This is a genomic window from Xanthomonas sp. CFBP 8443 (assembly GCF_025666195.1).
Classification (GTDB): domain Bacteria; phylum Pseudomonadota; class Gammaproteobacteria; order Xanthomonadales; family Xanthomonadaceae; genus Xanthomonas_A.
The window spans coordinates 4,691,220-4,707,655 of record NZ_CP102592.1; the positions used below are offsets into that span (position 1 = coordinate 4,691,220).

The following is a 16,436-nucleotide window of genomic DNA, read 5'->3' on the forward strand; positions in this document are numbered from 1 at the left end:
ATTCGACGGCCGCAGGGCGATGGCGACGGCATGACTGCCGTGGCCGCATGCCGATGTCATCTCCCCATCGGCTTCACAAGCCTTCTACGCCCGGGTGCGACACCTGTCAAGCATTTGCCGGGATATACGCAGAGCCGCATCAGCGACAGGGAAACGCGCATAAAAAAGCCCCGCCGAAGCGGGGCTTTGGTGGCGCGCGGCCTGCGCCGCGCACTGTCGCGCAAGCGATCGATCAGAACTTGTAGTTGACCGACGCCGCCAGCACGTTGCCGCTCACGTCGTAGCTACCGACCAGCGAGTTGCCGGTGGCGCTGGTGGTGGCGATGTGCGGATCGCTGGTGAACAGGTGGGTATAACCGAAGTTGTACTCGGCCTGCTCGGACGGACGCCAGCTCAGACCCATCGAGACCCACTTGCGGCTCGCGTCGGGCACGCGCACGTCGCGGTGATCGTCGGTGGTCGGGGTCTGGTCGTAGGCCAGGCCGCCACGCAGCGTCAGCGTGTCGCTCATGCGGTAATCGGCACCGATCGAGACGAAAGTGGTGTCGCGGTAGGAGAAGTCCAGCACGCTGTCGGGCTGGTTGGAGGCGAAGTCCACCGTGACCCGGTCGAACTTGCTCCAGGCGGTACGGGTGACGTCGGCCATCACCGACCACTGCTCGTTGATGTTGTGGGTGAAGCTGGCGGTCGCGCTGGCCGGCAGCTTGACCGTGGCGCGGCCCTTGGTGTCGATGAACGTACCCGGCGCGGCGACGCCCAGCACCGTCGCGGCATTGGCCGGGGTGGTGAAGTTGGCGTCGCCGTCGGTGATCTTGTGCTCGACCTGCGAACGGTAGCTCAGGCCGATGTGGGTGTTCTCATCGATGCTGAACAGGCCGCCCAGGGTGAAGCCGACCTCGGTGCTGTCGCCCTTGATGTTGGAGTAGCCGTCGGCGCTGCCCGGCGCGAAGCCCGGCACGCGGCGCGCAGCCAGGATGCTGCCGAAATCGACCGCGTTGGTCAGTTCGATGTCCAGGCGCTCGGCGAACACCGACGCGCCGAACGACACGTACGGGTTCACGTCGTACGAGAACGCCACGTTGAAGTCGATCGCCTGCAGCTCGGTCTTGACGCCGTTGTAGCGGCCGACCCAGTCGCGGTCGTATTCGGTCTTGAAGCCGAACGGCACCGTCACCGAGGTGCCGAGGTGCATGTTGTTGTTCTCGCCGAACGGCACGTGGAAGTACATCGCCGGGACCGGGGCGATCATGCCGGCGTCACCGCCGTCGCCGCCGGAGATCGGCGCGCCGGTGGCGTAGGTGCCGCTCTCGCCCTTGTACTTGGCCGAGAAGTGGATCGCGCTGACGTCGGCCTGGAACAGGCGGCCGTCGAGCTGGCGCATGCCGGCGGGGTTGTTGGCGATGATCGAGGCATCGTCCGGGGCGCTGCCGGAGCCAGCGAAGGCGCGGCCCAGGCCCTTGGCGCTGTTTTCCTTGAGCTGGAACGCGGCGCCGTGCGCCTGACCGATGGTCAGGGCGCCGATGATGCCGACGGCCAGGGCGGTGAAACGGACGAACTGGGTTGCGTTTTGCATGGCTTGTCACTCTCCGGAAGACGAAAATGTCTGTGTTCGCGCCTGCGCACCCCCAGCTGAGCAGCCGGGAACGCGCGCCGGATTCCCCTCCCGACATACGACGCCGTATGCAGTATACCCCGCCGCGTTAACCGAACAATAACAATAGCCCCCGTTCAGCTTCGCGCGGAGTAGGCGTGCGTTCAGCCGAATGGAGCCGGTATCGTTACGGGCCGCCTTCCCCGGTACAGGCATGTTCGTCTCCATTCCCTCCCGCGACCGGACCACGCTGCGCTGGGCCACGCCGTTGCTGTTCGCGGCGATGTGGCTGGCGTTCCTGTGGTCGATCAGCCGCCCCAACCAGGCGCGCGCGACCCTGTGGCTGGACTGGGGCGCGCTCTCGGCCGGCGTCGCCAGCCCGCGCGACTGGCTGGCGACGGTGCAGGACGGCAGCGTGCTGCGCCTGTTCACCGCCCTGTTCCTGCATGCGGACTGGTCGCACCTGCTCGGCAACCTGGTGTTCCTGCTGATCTTCGGCCTGCCGGCCGAACGCGTGCTCGGGCCGTGGCGTTTCCTGCTGCTGTTCCTCGGCGGCGGCGCCATCTCCAACCTGGCCGCGGTGTTCGCGATCGGCACCCCGGACCGCGTCATCATCGGCGCCAGCGGCGCGGTCTCGGCATTGATCGGCACCTACCTGGCGCTGTTCCCGCGCGCCAAGCTCGGCGTGGTGCTGCCGCTGGGGCTGTTCCTGGAATTCGTGCGCGCGCCGGCCTCGCTGCTGATCGGCACCTGGGCGGCGCTGCAGGTGGTGTTCGCCTACATCGGCCCGGCGTTCGGCATGGTCGCCTGGTCGGCGCACCTGACCGGCTTCGCCTTCGGCATGGCGTACGGGCTGTACGTGCGCGCGGCGATCGCGCGGCGCCTGCGCAAGCGCAAGGGCTTCTGATCCGCCGCGCCGCGGCGGTACCGCGCTCTATACTTCGGGCATGGCCAAACCCCTGTACAAAGTGACGTTCCTCAACCACGGCAAGGTATACGAGCTGTACGCGCAGCACGTGGGCAGCAGCCACCTGTGGGGCTTCAGCGAGATCGGCGCGCTGGTGTTCGACCTGCACGACGGCCTGGTCGTCGATCCGACCGAGGAACGCCTGCGCGAGGAATTCGGCGACACCAAGATGCTGCACCTGCCGATGCAGAGCATCGTGCGCATCGAGGAAGTGGAGAAGAAAGGCCAGTCGGCGATCCGCGACGCGACCACCGGCGAAAAGGTGATCACCCCGTTCCCGATGCCGGGCAAGCCGCGCTGAGCCGAGGCGGTCGCTGATCGCGAGCGAGCAGCGCATCTCTCTGTCCGCGCTTTGCTTCCTGTAGGAGCGGCTTCAGCCGCGCCCGGGCGCTATCGGTAGCGCCCGGTCGCGGCTGAAGCCGCTCCTACAAGGGCGTTGCCGGATTGATGGACTGCGTCGCGTAGGCGCAGCCGCGCCGTGACCGGCGCGGCACACTGCGACCGCAGCGTCAGCTGCCCGAAGGCGGCGCCGGCGTATCGGTCTTGGGTGCGTCGGTCCTGGGCGGATCGACCTTCGGTGTTTCGGCTTGCGGCGTATCGGCCTTCGGCGCGTCGCTCTTCGGCGCCACCGTCTTGGGCGCGAGCGTCGCCGGCTTCGCTGCCGTCGGCGCGGCCGCCTTCGGCTTGGCCTTGGCCGGCTTGGCCGCGGCGGCCCTGGCCACCGCGCCCGGCTGCTTCAACTCGGCCAGCGCCTGCGCGATCGGCGCGTCGCCGGGCAGCACGTCGCCGGCGCTGTAGCCTTCGGCGCCTTCGTCGTCGCCGTGCAGGTGGCCGGGCAGCGTCGCTTCGCTGTAGTCGGCCAGCACCGCCGGCGTGTCCGCGTCGTCCTTGCCCTCTTCCGGGCGCAGCACCACGTCCGGCACGATGCCGCTGGCCTGGATCGACTTGCCGCTGGGCGTGTAGTAGCGCGCCGTGGTCAGCTTGACCGAGTCGCCGTTGTCCAGCGGCAGCACGGTCTGCACCGAGCCCTTGCCGAAGGTGCGGCTGCCGACGATGCGCGCGCGCTTGTTGTCGCGCAGCGCGCCGGCCAGCACCTCCGAGGCGCTGGCCGACCCGGCATCGACCAGCGCCACCATCGGCGCGCCGTTGAGCACGTCGCCGGGCGTGGCGTCGAACTTGGAATCGCTGACCGAGATGCGTCCGCGCGTGGTCACGATGGTGCCCTTGTCGAGCACGTCATCGGCGACCTGCACCGCCGCAGTCAGCAGACCGCCGGGGTTGCTGCGCAGGTCCAGCACCAGGCCGCGCAGCTTGCCGCCGGCCTGCGTCTGCAGCTGCTGCAGCTGCTTGTGGAAGTCCGCGCCGGTATCGGCCTGGAAGGTGCTGATGCGGATGTAGCCGTAGCCCGGCTCGAGCATGCGGCTGCGCACGCTGGCCACGCGGATGGTCTGCCGGGTCAGGGTCACGTCGAACGGCTTGTCCAGCTTCTCGCGGACGATGGTCAGCACCACCTTGCTGCCGGATTCGCCGCGCAACGGCTCCATCGCCTTGACCGCGCTGATCGGCTTGCCGTCGATGGCGACGATGATGTCGCCCGAGCGCACGCCGGCGCGCGCGGCCGGAGTGTCGTCGATCGGCGAGACCACCTTGAGCGTGTTGTCCGGCAGCTGCAGCAATTCCACGCCGATGCCGTCGTAGGCGCCGGTGGCCTGTTCGTCGAAGGCCTCGGCGTCTTCCTTGCTGAAATAGGTGCTGTGCGGATCCAGGTCCAGCAGCAGGCCGCGGATCGCCGACTGCATCAATTTTTTGTCGTCGACCGGATCGACGTAGGCTTCCTTCACCGCGTTGTACACCGCCACGTAGCGGCGGATCTCGTCCAGCGGCACGCGCGAGGTGGCCGATTCGGTGGCGTCCGGATCGTCGGCGCTGGCCGTGGGGGCCGTAGGCGTCTGCTCGCCGGCGCTCTGCGCCATCGACGGTAGCGGCGCCAGGGCAAGCAACAAGGCAGCGGACAGGACTACGCGCATGAAGCACTCCGATTCGGGGATGGCCTGCGCGCGCACGGCGCAGCTGTCCGGATTATGCGCGAAGCCAGGCTAAATTCGCGTTGAACGGATCGTCGCGGCGGCACTCAGCGGCGCTCAGCGGCGCTGCAGCCACGACGACGGATCCACCGGCTGGCCGTTCCGGCGCAATTCGAAATACAGCGCCGGACGCCCCTGGCCGCCGGAATTGCCGACCTTGGCCACCGCGTCGCCGCGCTTGACCCGCTCGCCGGGATCGCGCAGCAGCGCGTCGTTGTGGGCGTACAGGCTCATGTAGCCGTTACCGTGGTCCACGATCAGGATCATGCCGTAACCGGTCATCCAGTCGGAGAACACCACCGTGCCGTCGGCCACCGCGGTGATCGTGCTGCCGGCCGGTGCGGCGATCAACACACCGTTGCTGGTGCGCCCGTCGGGCAGCTTGCCACCATAGCGCGCGATCAGATCGCCGGACAGCGGCCAGCCCAGGCCGCCAACCTTCAGCGCCGGCGCCGACGCCACCACCTTGGGCGGCACCTTGCTGCCGCCGCGCGAGGGATTCTTCGCTGCGGCCTTGGCCTGCGCGGCCTGCTCGGCCGCGGCGCGCTTGGCCGCCGCACGGCGCTCGGCCTCGGCCCGCGCGGCCGCCGCGCGCAGGTTGGCCAGCAGCGTTTCCAGCGCCTTGGCGTCCTGGCCCAGCGCCTTTTCGCGCTCGCTGCGGTCCTGGTAGCGCTGGTCCAGTTCCGAGACCAGGCTGGCGCGCTGCTTGCGGTCGCGCTGCAGCGTCGCCGCCTGTTCCTGCTGCTGGCGCTGCGCGGCGCTGAGCTGTTGCCGCTGCGCCGCCACGTCACGCTGGACCTGTTCCAGCGCCTGCAGCTCCTGGGTCAGGGTGGCGATGCGCTGCGCGCGCTCGCGCTGCAGATAGCGGTGATAGGCCAGCAGCCGGTTGGCGTCGGCCACCCGGTCCTGCGCCAGCAGCAGCTTCAGCGGCGCATTGCCGCCGATCGCGTAGGCCGCGCGCAGCAACTGCGCCAGTTCGGCACGCTGCCGCACCAGGCCGGCGCGCAGGGTGTCGCGCTTGCGCTCCAGTTCGGCCAGGGTCTGCTGGTGCTGGCGCAGCGCCTGCTGGGTCTGCGCCAGGCTGCGTCCGGTCGTGGCCACCTTTTCGTCGGCCTCGCGCAACTGGCGTGCGGCGTCGCCACGCTTGCCTTCCAGCTCGCGCCGCTCCTCAGCCACGCTCTTCAGTTCGCCGCGCACCTTCTCCAACCGGCGTTCGGCCTCGCGCGGGTTCTGCGCCAGCGCCTGTGCCGCGACCAGCAGCAATGCGACCGCCGCCAACCGGCACAGCGCAGCGCGCCAGGGCCCGCGCAGGCGCCGCCCTGCGATGCCGGGCGAGGCGGGGCGCGGAGCGAAGACGGTTGCGGGCAAGGGCTGGTCCAATGACTTCAGGCAGGTGCGGATTGTAGCGAAGCGTGTTGTGATCGCCCCACGATTGATGCCGCGACTGGCCGGCGTTCTGGAGGTGGGTGATGAAGCGTACGCATTTATCGGTCCTGTTGGCGCTGGCCCTGATCGCCGGTCCCGCCGTGGCCGCCGAAGGCATCAGCAAGGTCAACGGCAGCATCACCGCCGAGTCCGGCAAGCAATACGGCGACCTGGAGACGGTGAACGGCGGCATCGAGGTCGAGGCGGGCGCCACCGTCGGCGACGTGGAAACCGTCAATGGCGGCATCAAGATCGCCGACAACGCGCAGACCAAGGGCCTGTCCACGGTCAACGGCGGCATCCGCGTCGGCCAGCAGGTGCAGATCTCCGGTTCCATCGAGACGGTCAACGGAGGCATCTTCGTCGATCGCGGCGGCCGTATCGACAGCGGCGTGGAGAGCGTCAACGGCAGCATCGGCCTGGTCGCCACGCAGCTGCAAGGCGGCATCGAGACGGTCAACGGCGACGTCACCGTGGGCCACGACTCGCACATCAGCGGCGGGATCGAGATCACCAAGCCGAGCTTCAGCATGTCGTTCAAGCCGGCGCGCAAGCCGCGCGTCATCATCGGTCCGCGCGCGGTGATCGACGGCCCGCTGCGTTTCGAACGCGAGGTGACGCTGTACGTGCACCGCAGCGCCAAGACCGGGCCGATCACCGGCGCCACCGCCCAGGCGTTCGACGGCGAGACCGCACCGGACAACTGATCCGACCGCGCCGGCCTGCGCTGCCGGCGGCGCGCGCGCGGGACTTGCCTATAGAATCGGGATTCCTCAGACCCCAGGAGCCCCCATGTCCCGCAAGCTTGTGCTGTGCCTGGCCGCGGCCGCTGCGCTGACCGCCTGCAAACGCGAAACGCCGGCCCCAGCCGCCGATGCCGCACCGCCGCCGCCCGCTCCTGTGGCCGCGGCGGCCCACGCCTTCACTCCCGAGATCACCCCGGCCGACTTCGGCGAACTGGTCAAGACCCTGTCCTCGGATGAATTCGAAGGCCGCGGTCCGGGTACCGCCGGCGAGGACAAGACCGTCGCCTACATCCGCGACCAGATGCAGCGCATCGGCCTGCAGCCGGGCAACGGCGACAGCTGGTTCCAGGACGTGGCGATGACCGAGACCACAGCCGACCCGCACACCACGTTGAAGCTGGAGCAGAACGGCAAGCCGCGCGAGCTGGCATTCGGCACCGACATGGTGATCGGCACCCGCACCGGCCAGACCGAGGTCAAGATCGACGCCAGCGACATGGTGTTCGTCGGCTACGGCGTGGACGCGCCGGAGCAGAAGTGGAACGACTACGCCGACCAGGACTGGAAGGGCAAGACGGTGGTGATGTTCGTCAACGACCCCGGCTTCCACACCGAGGACGGCTCGTTGTTCGAAGGCAAGCGCATGACCTATTACGGGCGCTGGACCTACAAGTTCGAGGAAGCAGCGCGCAAGGGCGCGGCTGCCGCGCTGATCGTGCACGACACCCCCGGCGCCAGTTACGGCTGGGACGTGGTGAAGAACTCCTGGTCCGGCGCGCAGTACGACCTGCCGGCCAAGGACGATCCGGAACCGCGCATTCCCGCGCAGGGCTGGATCACCACCGAAACCGCCAAGCAGCTGTTCGCCGATGCCGGGCTGGATCTGGCGCAGGCGTACAAGGACGCGAGCAAGCGCGGCTTCAAGCCGGTGCCGCTGAAGGCCAAGCTGTCGGTGGACCTGAAGAGCACGATCTCCGAGAAGAAGTCGCGCAACGTGGTCGGCGTGCTGCCCGGCGGCAGCCGTGCCGACGAGGCGGTGCTGTACATGGCGCACTGGGATCACCTCGGCAAGCACGAAGGCGAGCCCGGCGACAACATCTACAACGGTGCGGTCGACAACGCGACCGGCGTCGCCGGCATCCTCGAGGTCGCCGACGCGTTCGCGCACCAGCAGCCCAAGCCGGAGCGCTCGGTGGTGTTCCTGGCGGTGACGCTGGAAGAGTCGGGCCTGCTCGGTTCCAAGTATTACGTCGCCCACCCGACCTTCCCGCTGAACAAGATCGCCGGCGTCATCAACCTCGACGCCATGCCGGTCGCCGGTCGCGCCAAGGACCTGGTGGTCAACGGTTTCGGCAGTTCCGAACTGGAGGACCTGCTCAAGCCGATCGCCGCTGCGCAAGGCCGCGTGCTGCATGCCGAATCCTCGCCGCAGGGCGGCTTCTACTTCCGCTCCGATCACTTCAACTTCGCCAAGGCCGGCGTGCCGGCGCTGTACATCGACGGCGGCGAAGACCTGATCGACGGCGGCATCGATGCCGGCAAGCGCGCCGCCGAGGACTACGGCAAGCACCGTTACCACACGGCAGCCGACCAGTACGATCCGGCCACCTGGAAGCTCGAAGGGGTGATGGACGACCTGCAGGCCGTCTACGGCGTCGGCAAGGAACTCGCCGCAGGCGATGCTTGGCCGAACTGGTATCCGGACAACCCGTTCAAGGCGGCCCGCGACAGCATGATGGGCGGCGCCAAGCCGGCGCCGGCCGCACCGGGCAAATGATCGGCTGACGCCTCTCGGCAACGGTCACGACAACGGCGCTGCGGCGCCGTTGTCGTTTCAACCCACCCTGCACGGTTTCCGCATGATGCTGCCAGCTATTGTGTCGCCGACGTGTGGCGAGCTGCTATTTCTGTCGCGACCGGCGGTACCGACAAGCCCGCCGCGACTGCGCCTGCATGCAGGTGCAAATGCGCCGCGGCAACGTGCGCTTCCTGCACGCCAATCCCGGCGCCTCGCTGGCCAACTTCGCCAGCCCGACGCGATCTGCGTGCGCAACGTGACGATCCACTTCGAGTGTCAGAGCAAATCGCCAGCGCGGTGTCGCTCCGCATCGCACGCATAAAGCAAAAAGCGCCCGGGCTTGTGTGCCCGGGCGCTTCGTCGAACTTCGGCATCGTCATCGCATGGCGGGCCGCGCGTTCGGCGGGCGCCATGCGATGGGGTCAGGCCGCCTGCTTGGCTTTCTCCAGGCTGGCCATGTCGATGACGAAACGGTACTTCACGTCGCCCTTGAGCATGCGCTCGTAGGCTTCGTTGATCTGCGCCATCTCGATCGTCTCGATGTCGGACACGATGCCGTGCTTCGCGCAGAAGTCGAGCATCTCCTGGGTCTCGCGGATGCCGCCGATCAACGAGCCTGCCAGCTGCCGACGCTTCATGATCAGGTTGAACACGGTCGGCGACGGATGCGGCTCGGCGGGTGCACCGACTAGGGTCATGGTGCCGTCGCGCTTGAGCAGGGTCAGGAAGGCATCCAGATCGTGCGACGCGGCGACGGTATTGAGGATGAAGTCGAAGCTGTTGTTGTGCGCCGCCATCTCCTCCGGCAGCTTGGACACCACCACTTCGTCGGCGCCAAGGCGCAGCGCGTCTTCCTTCTTGCTCGCCGACGTCGTGAACAGCACCACATGCGCGCCCATCGCGTGCGCGATCTTCACGCCCATGTGGCCAAGACCGCCCAGCCCGACGATGCCGACCTTCTTGCCCGGTCCCACCTTCCAGTGGTTCAACGGGGAATAGGTGGTGATGCCGGCGCACAGCAGCGGTGCCACCGCGGCGAGGTCCTTTTCGGCATGACGGATCTGCAGCACGTATTTCTGGTCGACCACGATATGGTCGGAGTAACCGCCATAGGTGTTCTCGCCACCGAACATCGGGCCGTTGTAGGTACCGACGAAGCCGTTCTCGCAATACTGCTCTTCGCCGTCCGCGCAGGACGCGCAATGCCGGCAGCTATCGACCATGCACCCGACGCCGGCCAGGTCGCCGACCTTGAAGGCCTCGACCTGGTCGCCGACCGCGGTCACGCGTCCGACGATTTCATGTCCCGGCACGGACGGGTATTGGGTGTTCTGCCATTCGTTGCGTGCCGTATGCAGGTCGGAATGGCAGACGCCGCAGTAGAGGATCTCAATGCTGACATCCTGCGGCCCGGTCGCACGGCGTTCGAACGCGTAAGGGGTCAGCGGCTGATCGGACGCCCGTGCGGCGTATCCATTGGCTTGGCTCATGAGGGTTCTCTCGTAACGGGGGGAAAGGAGGATGCGGCCTGGTAGGCCCAGGTGCGGTCGGAGCGACAACGCACGTCAAAGCTGGATGGCAGGCGGAAAGTCTAAGTCGCCGCGCATGAAAAGCACGCATCGTCAGTGGAACGGAGCGAATCATCCTGGCCGGTAGGCCAACGAACTAAAGGACGCTGGCGCACGATCGCCCAGAGCGGCGTGGCGCTCCGCCACGCCGGCAACGGCCGCTGGCCGGCAGCGCCTACGCGCAAGCGCCGGCGGCGGCGCAGGGCAGCGCCCCCCCCTGACGCAGGCGCAGGTCCGCGCGCTGCTGAGCGAGCAGGGTTACACCAAGCTGGACCGGCTCAAGTTCGAAGACGGGCTGTGGAAGACGGAAGCGACGAGCGGCGACGGCCAGCGCGGCGACGTGCGGGTGGGCGCGCGCGGTGGCCGGGTGTATGCGGAAGGGGTGCCGTCGAAGCTGAGCGAGGCGGAGGTACGCGCGGCGCTGACGGCGTCGGGGTACTCGCAGGTACACGACCTCAAGTACGACGACGGGTTGTGGGAAGCGCAGGCGCAGACGTCGACGGGTCAGCGGGTGGAGGTGTACGCGGACCCGACGGACGGCAGCGTGGTGAGCGCGCAGAACGACTGAGGTGTTGCTGCTTTCTCGCAGGCAATAAAAAATCCCCGTCCTTGCGGACGGGGATTTGGGGTAAAGCCCCTGGCGATGACCTACTCTCGCATGGCTTGAGCCACACTACCATCGGCGCAGCTGCGTTTCACTTCCGAGTTCGGGATGGGATCGGGTGGTTCCACAGCGCTAATTTCACCAGGGAGACGGTTGGAGTGTCGCCGGGTTGCTAGCTTCGGACGTGGCACGGATGTGCGGTGTCGAAGACGGCAACTGGCGCCAGCCTCTCATAGGGTGTGACGTAGCGAGCGATTGGATAGCTATCGACGTGTGTCGTGCTAAGGGATGCTTGGAAGCACCTTGAGGTTATATGGTCAAGCCGCACGGATCATTAGTATCAGTTAGCTCAATGCATTGCTGCACTTACACACCTGACCTATCAACCACGTAGTCTACATGGTTCCTTAAGGGGGCTTGTGCCCCGGGAAGTCTCATCTTGAGGCGCGCTTCCCGCTTAGATGCTTTCAGCGGTTATCGCTTCCGAACATAGCTACCCGGCAATGCCACTGGCGTGACAACCGGAACACCAGAGGTTCGTCCACTCCGGTCCTCTCGTACTAGGAGCAGCCCCTCTCAAACTTCCAACGCCCATGGCAGATAGGGACCGAACTGTCTCACGACGTTCTGAACCCAGCTCGCGTACCACTTTAAATGGCGAACAGCCATACCCTTGGGACCGACTACAGCCCCAGGATGTGATGAGCCGACATCGAGGTGCCAAACACCGCCGTCGATATGAACTCTTGGGCGGTATCAGCCTGTTATCCCCGGAGTACCTTTTATCCGTTGAGCGATGGCCCTTCCATACAGAACCACCGGATCACTAAGACCTACTTTCGTACCTGCTTGATCCGTCGATCTTGCAGTCAAGCACGCTTATGCCTTTGCACACAGTGCGCGATGTCCGACCGCGCTGAGCGTACCTTCGTGCTCCTCCGTTACTCTTTAGGAGGAGACCGCCCCAGTCAAACTACCCACCATACACGGTCCCCGATCCGGATTACGGACCTAGGTTAGAACGTCAAGCACGACAGGGTGGTATTTCAAGGTTGGCTCCACTGCAGCTAGCGCCACAGTTTCATAGCCTCCCACCTATCCTACACAGACGAACTCAACGTTCAGTGTAAAGCTATAGTAAAGGTTCACGGGGTCTTTCCGTCTTGCCACGGGAACGCTGCATCTTCACAGCGATTTCAATTTCACTGAGTCTCGGGTGGAGACAGCGCCGCTGTCGTTACGCCATTCGTGCAGGTCGGAACTTACCCGACAAGGAATTTCGCTACCTTAGGACCGTTATAGTTACGGCCGCCGTTTACTGGGGCTTCGATCAAGAGCTTCGCCTTGCGGCTGACCCCATCAATTAACCTTCCAGCACCGGGCAGGCGTCACACCCTATACGTCCACTTTCGTGTTTGCAGAGTGCTGTGTTTTTGATAAACAGTCGCAGCGGCCTGGTTTCTGCGACCCTCTTCAGCTATAGCTCGCATGAGCCACCAAAAAGGGTGCACCTTCTCCCGAAGTTACGGTGCCATGTTGCCTAGTTCCTTCACCCGAGTTCTCTCAAGCGCCTGAGAATTCTCATCCTACCCACCTGTGTCGGTTTACGGTACGGTCTGCGTAAGCTGAAGCTTAGGAGCTTTTCCTGGAAGCGTGGTATCAGTGACTTCGTCTAAAAGACTCGTCTCGGTGCTCGGTCTTAAAGGATCCCGGATTTGCCAAAGATCCAAACCTACCGCCTTTCCCCGGGACAACCAACGCCCGGTACACCTAACCTTCTCCGTCCCTCCATCGCACTTACGCGAGGTGCAGGAATATTAACCTGCTTCCCATCGACTACGGCTTTCGCCCTCGCCTTAGGGGCCGACTCACCCTGCGCCGATTAACGTTGCGCAAGGAAACCTTGGGCTTTCGGCGTGCGGGTTTTTCACCCGCATTATCGTTACTCATGTCAGCATTCGCACTTCCGATACCTCCAGCGGACTTCTCAATCCACCTTCAACGGCTTACGGAACGCTCCTCTACCGCGCATCGCTTATCGCGATGCACCCCAAGCTTCGGTTCACTGCTTAGCCCCGTTAAATCTTCCGCGCAGACCGACTCGACCAGTGAGCTATTACGCTTTCTTTAAAGGGTGGCTGCTTCTAAGCCAACCTCCTGGCTGTCTGTGCCTTTCCACATCGTTTTCCACTTAGCAGTGAATTTGGGACCTTAGCTGTGGGTCTGGGTTGTTTCCCTTTTCACGACGGACGTTAGCACCCGCCGTGTGTCTCCCGGATAGTACGTACTGGTATTCGGAGTTTGCAATGGTTTGGTAAGTCGCGATGACCCCCTAGCCATAACAGTGCTCTACCCCCAGCAGTATTCGTCCGAGGCGCTACCTAAATAGCTTTCGAGGAGAACCAGCTATCTCCGGGTTCGATTAGCTTTTCACTCCTAATCACACCTCATCCCCTACCTTTGCAACGGGAGTGGGTTCGGGCCTCCAGTCAGTGTTACCTGACCTTCACCCTGGGCATGACTAGATCACCCGGTTTCGGGTCTACTGCCCGCGACTATGCGCCCTTATCAGACTCGGTTTCCCTTCGCCTCCCCTATACGGTTAAGCTTGCCACGAACAGTAAGTCGCTGACCCATTATACAAAAGGTACGCAGTCACTCTTGCGAGCTCCTACTGCTTGTACGCACACGGTTTCAGGATCTATTTCACTCCCCTCTCCGGGGTTCTTTTCGCCTTTCCCTCACGGTACTGGTTCACTATCGGTCGGTCAGGAGTATTTAGCCTTGGAGGATGGTCCCCCCATATTCAGACAGGGTTTCACGTGCCCCGCCCTACTCGTCTTCACTGGAATGGCCCTTTTAAATACAGGGCTATCACCTTCTATGGCCAACCTTTCCAGGTTGTTTTTCTAGAACCATACCAGCTTAAGGGCTAGTCCCCGTTCGCTCGTCACTACTTAGGGAATCTCGGTTGATTTCTTTTCCTCCGGTTACTTAGATATTTCAGTTCACCGGGTTCGCTTCCAGCAGCTATGTATTCACTGCAGGATACTGCCGAAGCAGTGGGTTTCCCCATTCGGACATTGCCGGATCAAAGCTTGTTGCCAGCTCCCCGACACTTTTCGCAGGCTGCCACGTCCTTCATCGCCTCTGACCGCCAAGGCATCCACCGTGTGCGCTTATTCGCTTGACCATATAACCTCAAGTTGCCTCAAGGTCATGCTGAGTCCGGGGGTACAAAGCCCGGACGCGAACTATAACGACTCAATTTCTAGGGACTCGAGGTCCCCGCCTTAGCCACAACGACACGTCAAGATAGTTTGATCTCAAACGCTCGCTACGTCACAAATTTTAAAAGAACATACCCCAGCCTCAGTGCTGGCGCATCTTAAATTCTTAGTGTGCTTATTACATTCAGAGTGGTGGGTCTGGGAGGACTCGAACCACCGACCTCACCCTTATCAGGGGTGCGCTCTAACCACCTGAGCTACAGACCCAAAGTCTTTGCTCCTGCAGTTCCCCTAGACAGTCCGCACATGGATGCGCGGGCTCTTGCAGAGGGATCTGCAAATCTGGTGGAGCCAGTCGGGATCGAACCGACGACCCCCTGCTTGCAAAGCAGGTGCTCTCCCAGCTGAGCTATGGCCCCGAAATCGGGGTGCCCCGCCCTGTGGCGGAACTCTCTGAATGCAGGTTACTTGTGAGGACGCCTGTAGGCGTAGTTGTCTTGCTCAAAAGGAGGTGATCCAGCCGCACCTTCCGATACGGCTACCTTGTTACGACTTCACCCCAGTCATCGGCCACACCGTGGCAAGCGCCCTCCCGAAGGTTAAGCTACCTGCTTCTGGTGCAACAAACTCCCATGGTGTGACGGGCGGTGTGTACAAGGCCCGGGAACGTATTCACCGCAGCAATGCTGATCTGCGATTACTAGCGATTCCGACTTCATGGAGTCGAGTTGCAGACTCCAATCCGGACTGAGATGAGGTTTCTGGGATTGGCTTACTCTCGCGAGCTTGCAGCCCTCTGTCCTCACCATTGTAGTACGTGTGTAGCCCTGGTCGTAAGGGCCATGATGACTTGACGTCATCCCCACCTTCCTCCGGTTTGTCACCGGCGGTCTCCTTAGAGTTCCCACCATTACGTGCTGGCAACTAAGGACAAGGGTTGCGCTCGTTGCGGGACTTAACCCAACATCTCACGACACGAGCTGACGACAGCCATGCAGCACCTGTCTCACGGTTCCCGAAGGCACCAATCCATCTCTGGAAAGTTCCGTGGATGTCAAGACCAGGTAAGGTTCTTCGCGTTGCATCGAATTAAACCACATACTCCACCGCTTGTGCGGGCCCCCGTCAATTCCTTTGAGTTTCAGTCTTGCGACCGTACTCCCCAGGCGGCGAACTTAACGCGTTAGCTTCGATACTGCGTGCCAAGTTGCACCCAACATCCAGTTCGCATCGTTTAGGGCGTGGACTACCAGGGTATCTAATCCTGTTTGCTCCCCACGCTTTCGTGCCTCAGTGTCAGTGTTGGTCCAGATGGCCGCCTTCGCCACAGATGTTCCTCCCGATCTCTACGCATTTCACTGCTACACCGGGAATTCCGCCATCCTCTACCACACTCTAGTTGCCCAGTATCCACTGCAATTCCCAGGTTGAGCCCAGGGCTTTCACAACGGACTTAAACAACCACCTACGCACGCTTTACGCCCAGTAATTCCGAGTAACGCTTGCACCCTTCGTATTACCGCGGCTGCTGGCACGAAGTTAGCCGGTGCTTATTCTTTGGGTACCGTCAGAACAATCGGGTATTAACCGACTGCTTTTCTTTCCCAACAAAAGGGCTTTACAACCCGAAGGCCTTCTTCACCCACGCGGCATGGCTGGATCAGGCTTGCGCCCATTGTCCAATATTCCCCACTGCTGCCTCCCGTAGGAGTCTGGACCGTGTCTCAGTTCCAGTGTGGCTGATCATCCTCTCAGACCAGCTACGGATCGTCGCCTTGGTGGGCCTTTACCCCGCCAACTAGCTAATCCGACATCGGCTCATCTATCCGCGCGAAGCCCGAAGGTCCTCCGCTTTCACCCTAAGGTCGTATGCGGTATTAGCGTAAGTTTCCCTACGTTATCCCCCACGAAAAGGTAGATTCCGATGTATTCCTCACCCGTCCGCCACTCGCCACCCATGGTATTGCTACCACTGTGCTGCCGTTCGACTTGCATGTGTTAGGCCTGCCGCCAGCGTTCACTCTGAGCCAGGATCAAACTCTTCACTTAAAATTACAGGCCCGAAGGCCAATACTTTGATATGCAGAGTTCAAACCAAGCTTACGTATCGCTTGCTTAGCAATTGATTTGTTGCTCTTGATTCGAACGTCTGCAAGATGGACATACTTCCACCTGCAGGCGCCCTCACAAGTTACCTGCGCACACTGTCAAAGAACTTTGGGGCCGGCCTCAGCGCCTTTCCCTTGTCACTGCGACGTTTCCGTCGTAGCGAGCCGCCCATTATAGCGGACTTTTTCTTTCCGTCAACACCTCGTTTCCGAGATCTTGCCGCCGGTTCAACCCAAACCCGAAGGCTTTCCGCTGAACCGAGCCGCCCATCATAGCGGCTTTTTTGTTGCCGTCAATACCTTTTTGAGGAGGTT

9 protein-coding genes, 2 tRNA genes and 3 rRNA genes are annotated in these 16,436 nt (G+C 63.3%); 5 read left to right on the forward strand and 9 right to left on the reverse strand.

Annotated elements, in window-relative coordinates; genetic code table 11:
• Window positions 1-232: 232 nt before the first annotated feature.
• Entirely contained in the window at window positions 233-1,573 is a 1,341-nt protein-coding gene (locus NUG20_RS19490) for an outer membrane protein transport protein (protein ID WP_263396038.1), read from the reverse strand.
• 232 nt (window positions 1,574-1,805) lie between these two features.
• Between NUG20_RS19490 and NUG20_RS19495 the strand changes: the two genes are divergently transcribed.
• Window positions 1,806-2,498: a rhomboid family intramembrane serine protease gene (locus tag NUG20_RS19495; RefSeq protein WP_145708760.1), complete on the forward strand. Its 693-nt coding sequence runs from the start codon at window positions 1,806-1,808 to the stop codon at window positions 2,496-2,498.
• A gap of 40 nt (window positions 2,499-2,538) precedes the next feature.
• The gene (locus tag NUG20_RS19500) at window positions 2,539-2,859 is read left to right on the forward strand and encodes a DUF1820 family protein (protein WP_263396039.1); all 321 of its coding nucleotides are present in this window, start codon (window positions 2,539-2,541) and stop codon (window positions 2,857-2,859) included.
• A gap of 208 nt (window positions 2,860-3,067) precedes the next feature.
• Here NUG20_RS19500 and NUG20_RS19505 read toward each other — a convergent pair whose 3' ends face one another.
• Together NUG20_RS19505 and NUG20_RS19510 are read right to left on the reverse strand one after the other, a co-directional pair.
• Window positions 3,068-4,585 (reverse strand): S41 family peptidase, encoded by a 1,518-nt coding sequence (locus NUG20_RS19505; RefSeq protein ID WP_263396040.1) that lies wholly within the window; start codon window positions 4,583-4,585, stop codon window positions 3,068-3,070.
• Between the two features lie 114 nt (window positions 4,586-4,699).
• Window positions 4,700-5,920: a murein hydrolase activator EnvC family protein gene (locus tag NUG20_RS19510; RefSeq protein WP_263398551.1), complete on the reverse strand. Its 1,221-nt coding sequence runs from the start codon at window positions 5,918-5,920 to the stop codon at window positions 4,700-4,702.
• Window positions 5,921-6,111: 191 nt separating this feature from the next.
• Here NUG20_RS19510 and NUG20_RS19515 point away from each other — a divergent pair, with 191 nt between their 5' ends.
• A complete protein-coding gene (locus tag NUG20_RS19515; RefSeq protein WP_263396041.1) occupies window positions 6,112-6,774 on the forward strand; it encodes a DUF4097 family beta strand repeat-containing protein in 663 nt (220 codons plus the stop codon).
• 85 nt (window positions 6,775-6,859) lie between these two features.
• Entirely contained in the window at window positions 6,860-8,590 is a 1,731-nt protein-coding gene (locus tag NUG20_RS19520; RefSeq protein ID WP_263396042.1) for a M28 family metallopeptidase, read from the forward strand.
• A gap of 443 nt (window positions 8,591-9,033) precedes the next feature.
• Here NUG20_RS19520 and NUG20_RS19525 read toward each other — a convergent pair whose 3' ends face one another.
• Window positions 9,034-10,101, reverse strand: coding sequence for an NAD(P)-dependent alcohol dehydrogenase (locus NUG20_RS19525; protein ID WP_263396043.1), 1,068 nt, complete (start codon window positions 10,099-10,101; stop codon window positions 9,034-9,036).
• 460 nt (window positions 10,102-10,561) lie between these two features.
• On the opposite strand from NUG20_RS19525, the gene NUG20_RS19530 reads away from it, so the two are divergent.
• Window positions 10,562-10,747: a PepSY domain-containing protein gene (locus tag NUG20_RS19530; protein WP_263396044.1), complete on the forward strand. Its 186-nt coding sequence runs from the start codon at window positions 10,562-10,564 to the stop codon at window positions 10,745-10,747.
• A gap of 67 nt (window positions 10,748-10,814) precedes the next feature.
• Here NUG20_RS19530 and rrf read toward each other — a convergent pair.
• From rrf to NUG20_RS19555, 5 genes are all read right to left on the reverse strand, one after another.
• Window positions 10,815-10,929 (reverse strand): 5S ribosomal RNA (gene rrf / locus NUG20_RS19535).
• A 167-nt stretch (window positions 10,930-11,096) separates the two neighbouring features.
• Window positions 11,097-13,976: ribosomal RNA gene (locus tag NUG20_RS19540) — 23S ribosomal RNA — on the reverse strand.
• Between the two features lie 227 nt (window positions 13,977-14,203).
• Window positions 14,204-14,280 (reverse strand) — tRNA-Ile (locus tag NUG20_RS19545).
• 76 nt (window positions 14,281-14,356) lie between these two features.
• A tRNA-Ala gene (locus NUG20_RS19550) sits at window positions 14,357-14,432 on the reverse strand.
• Between the two features lie 85 nt (window positions 14,433-14,517).
• Window positions 14,518-16,062 (reverse strand): 16S ribosomal RNA (locus tag NUG20_RS19555).
• Together the 16S, 23S and 5S rRNA genes with 2 tRNA genes alongside form the textbook arrangement of a ribosomal RNA operon.
• Window positions 16,063-16,436: the final 374 nt, after the last annotated feature.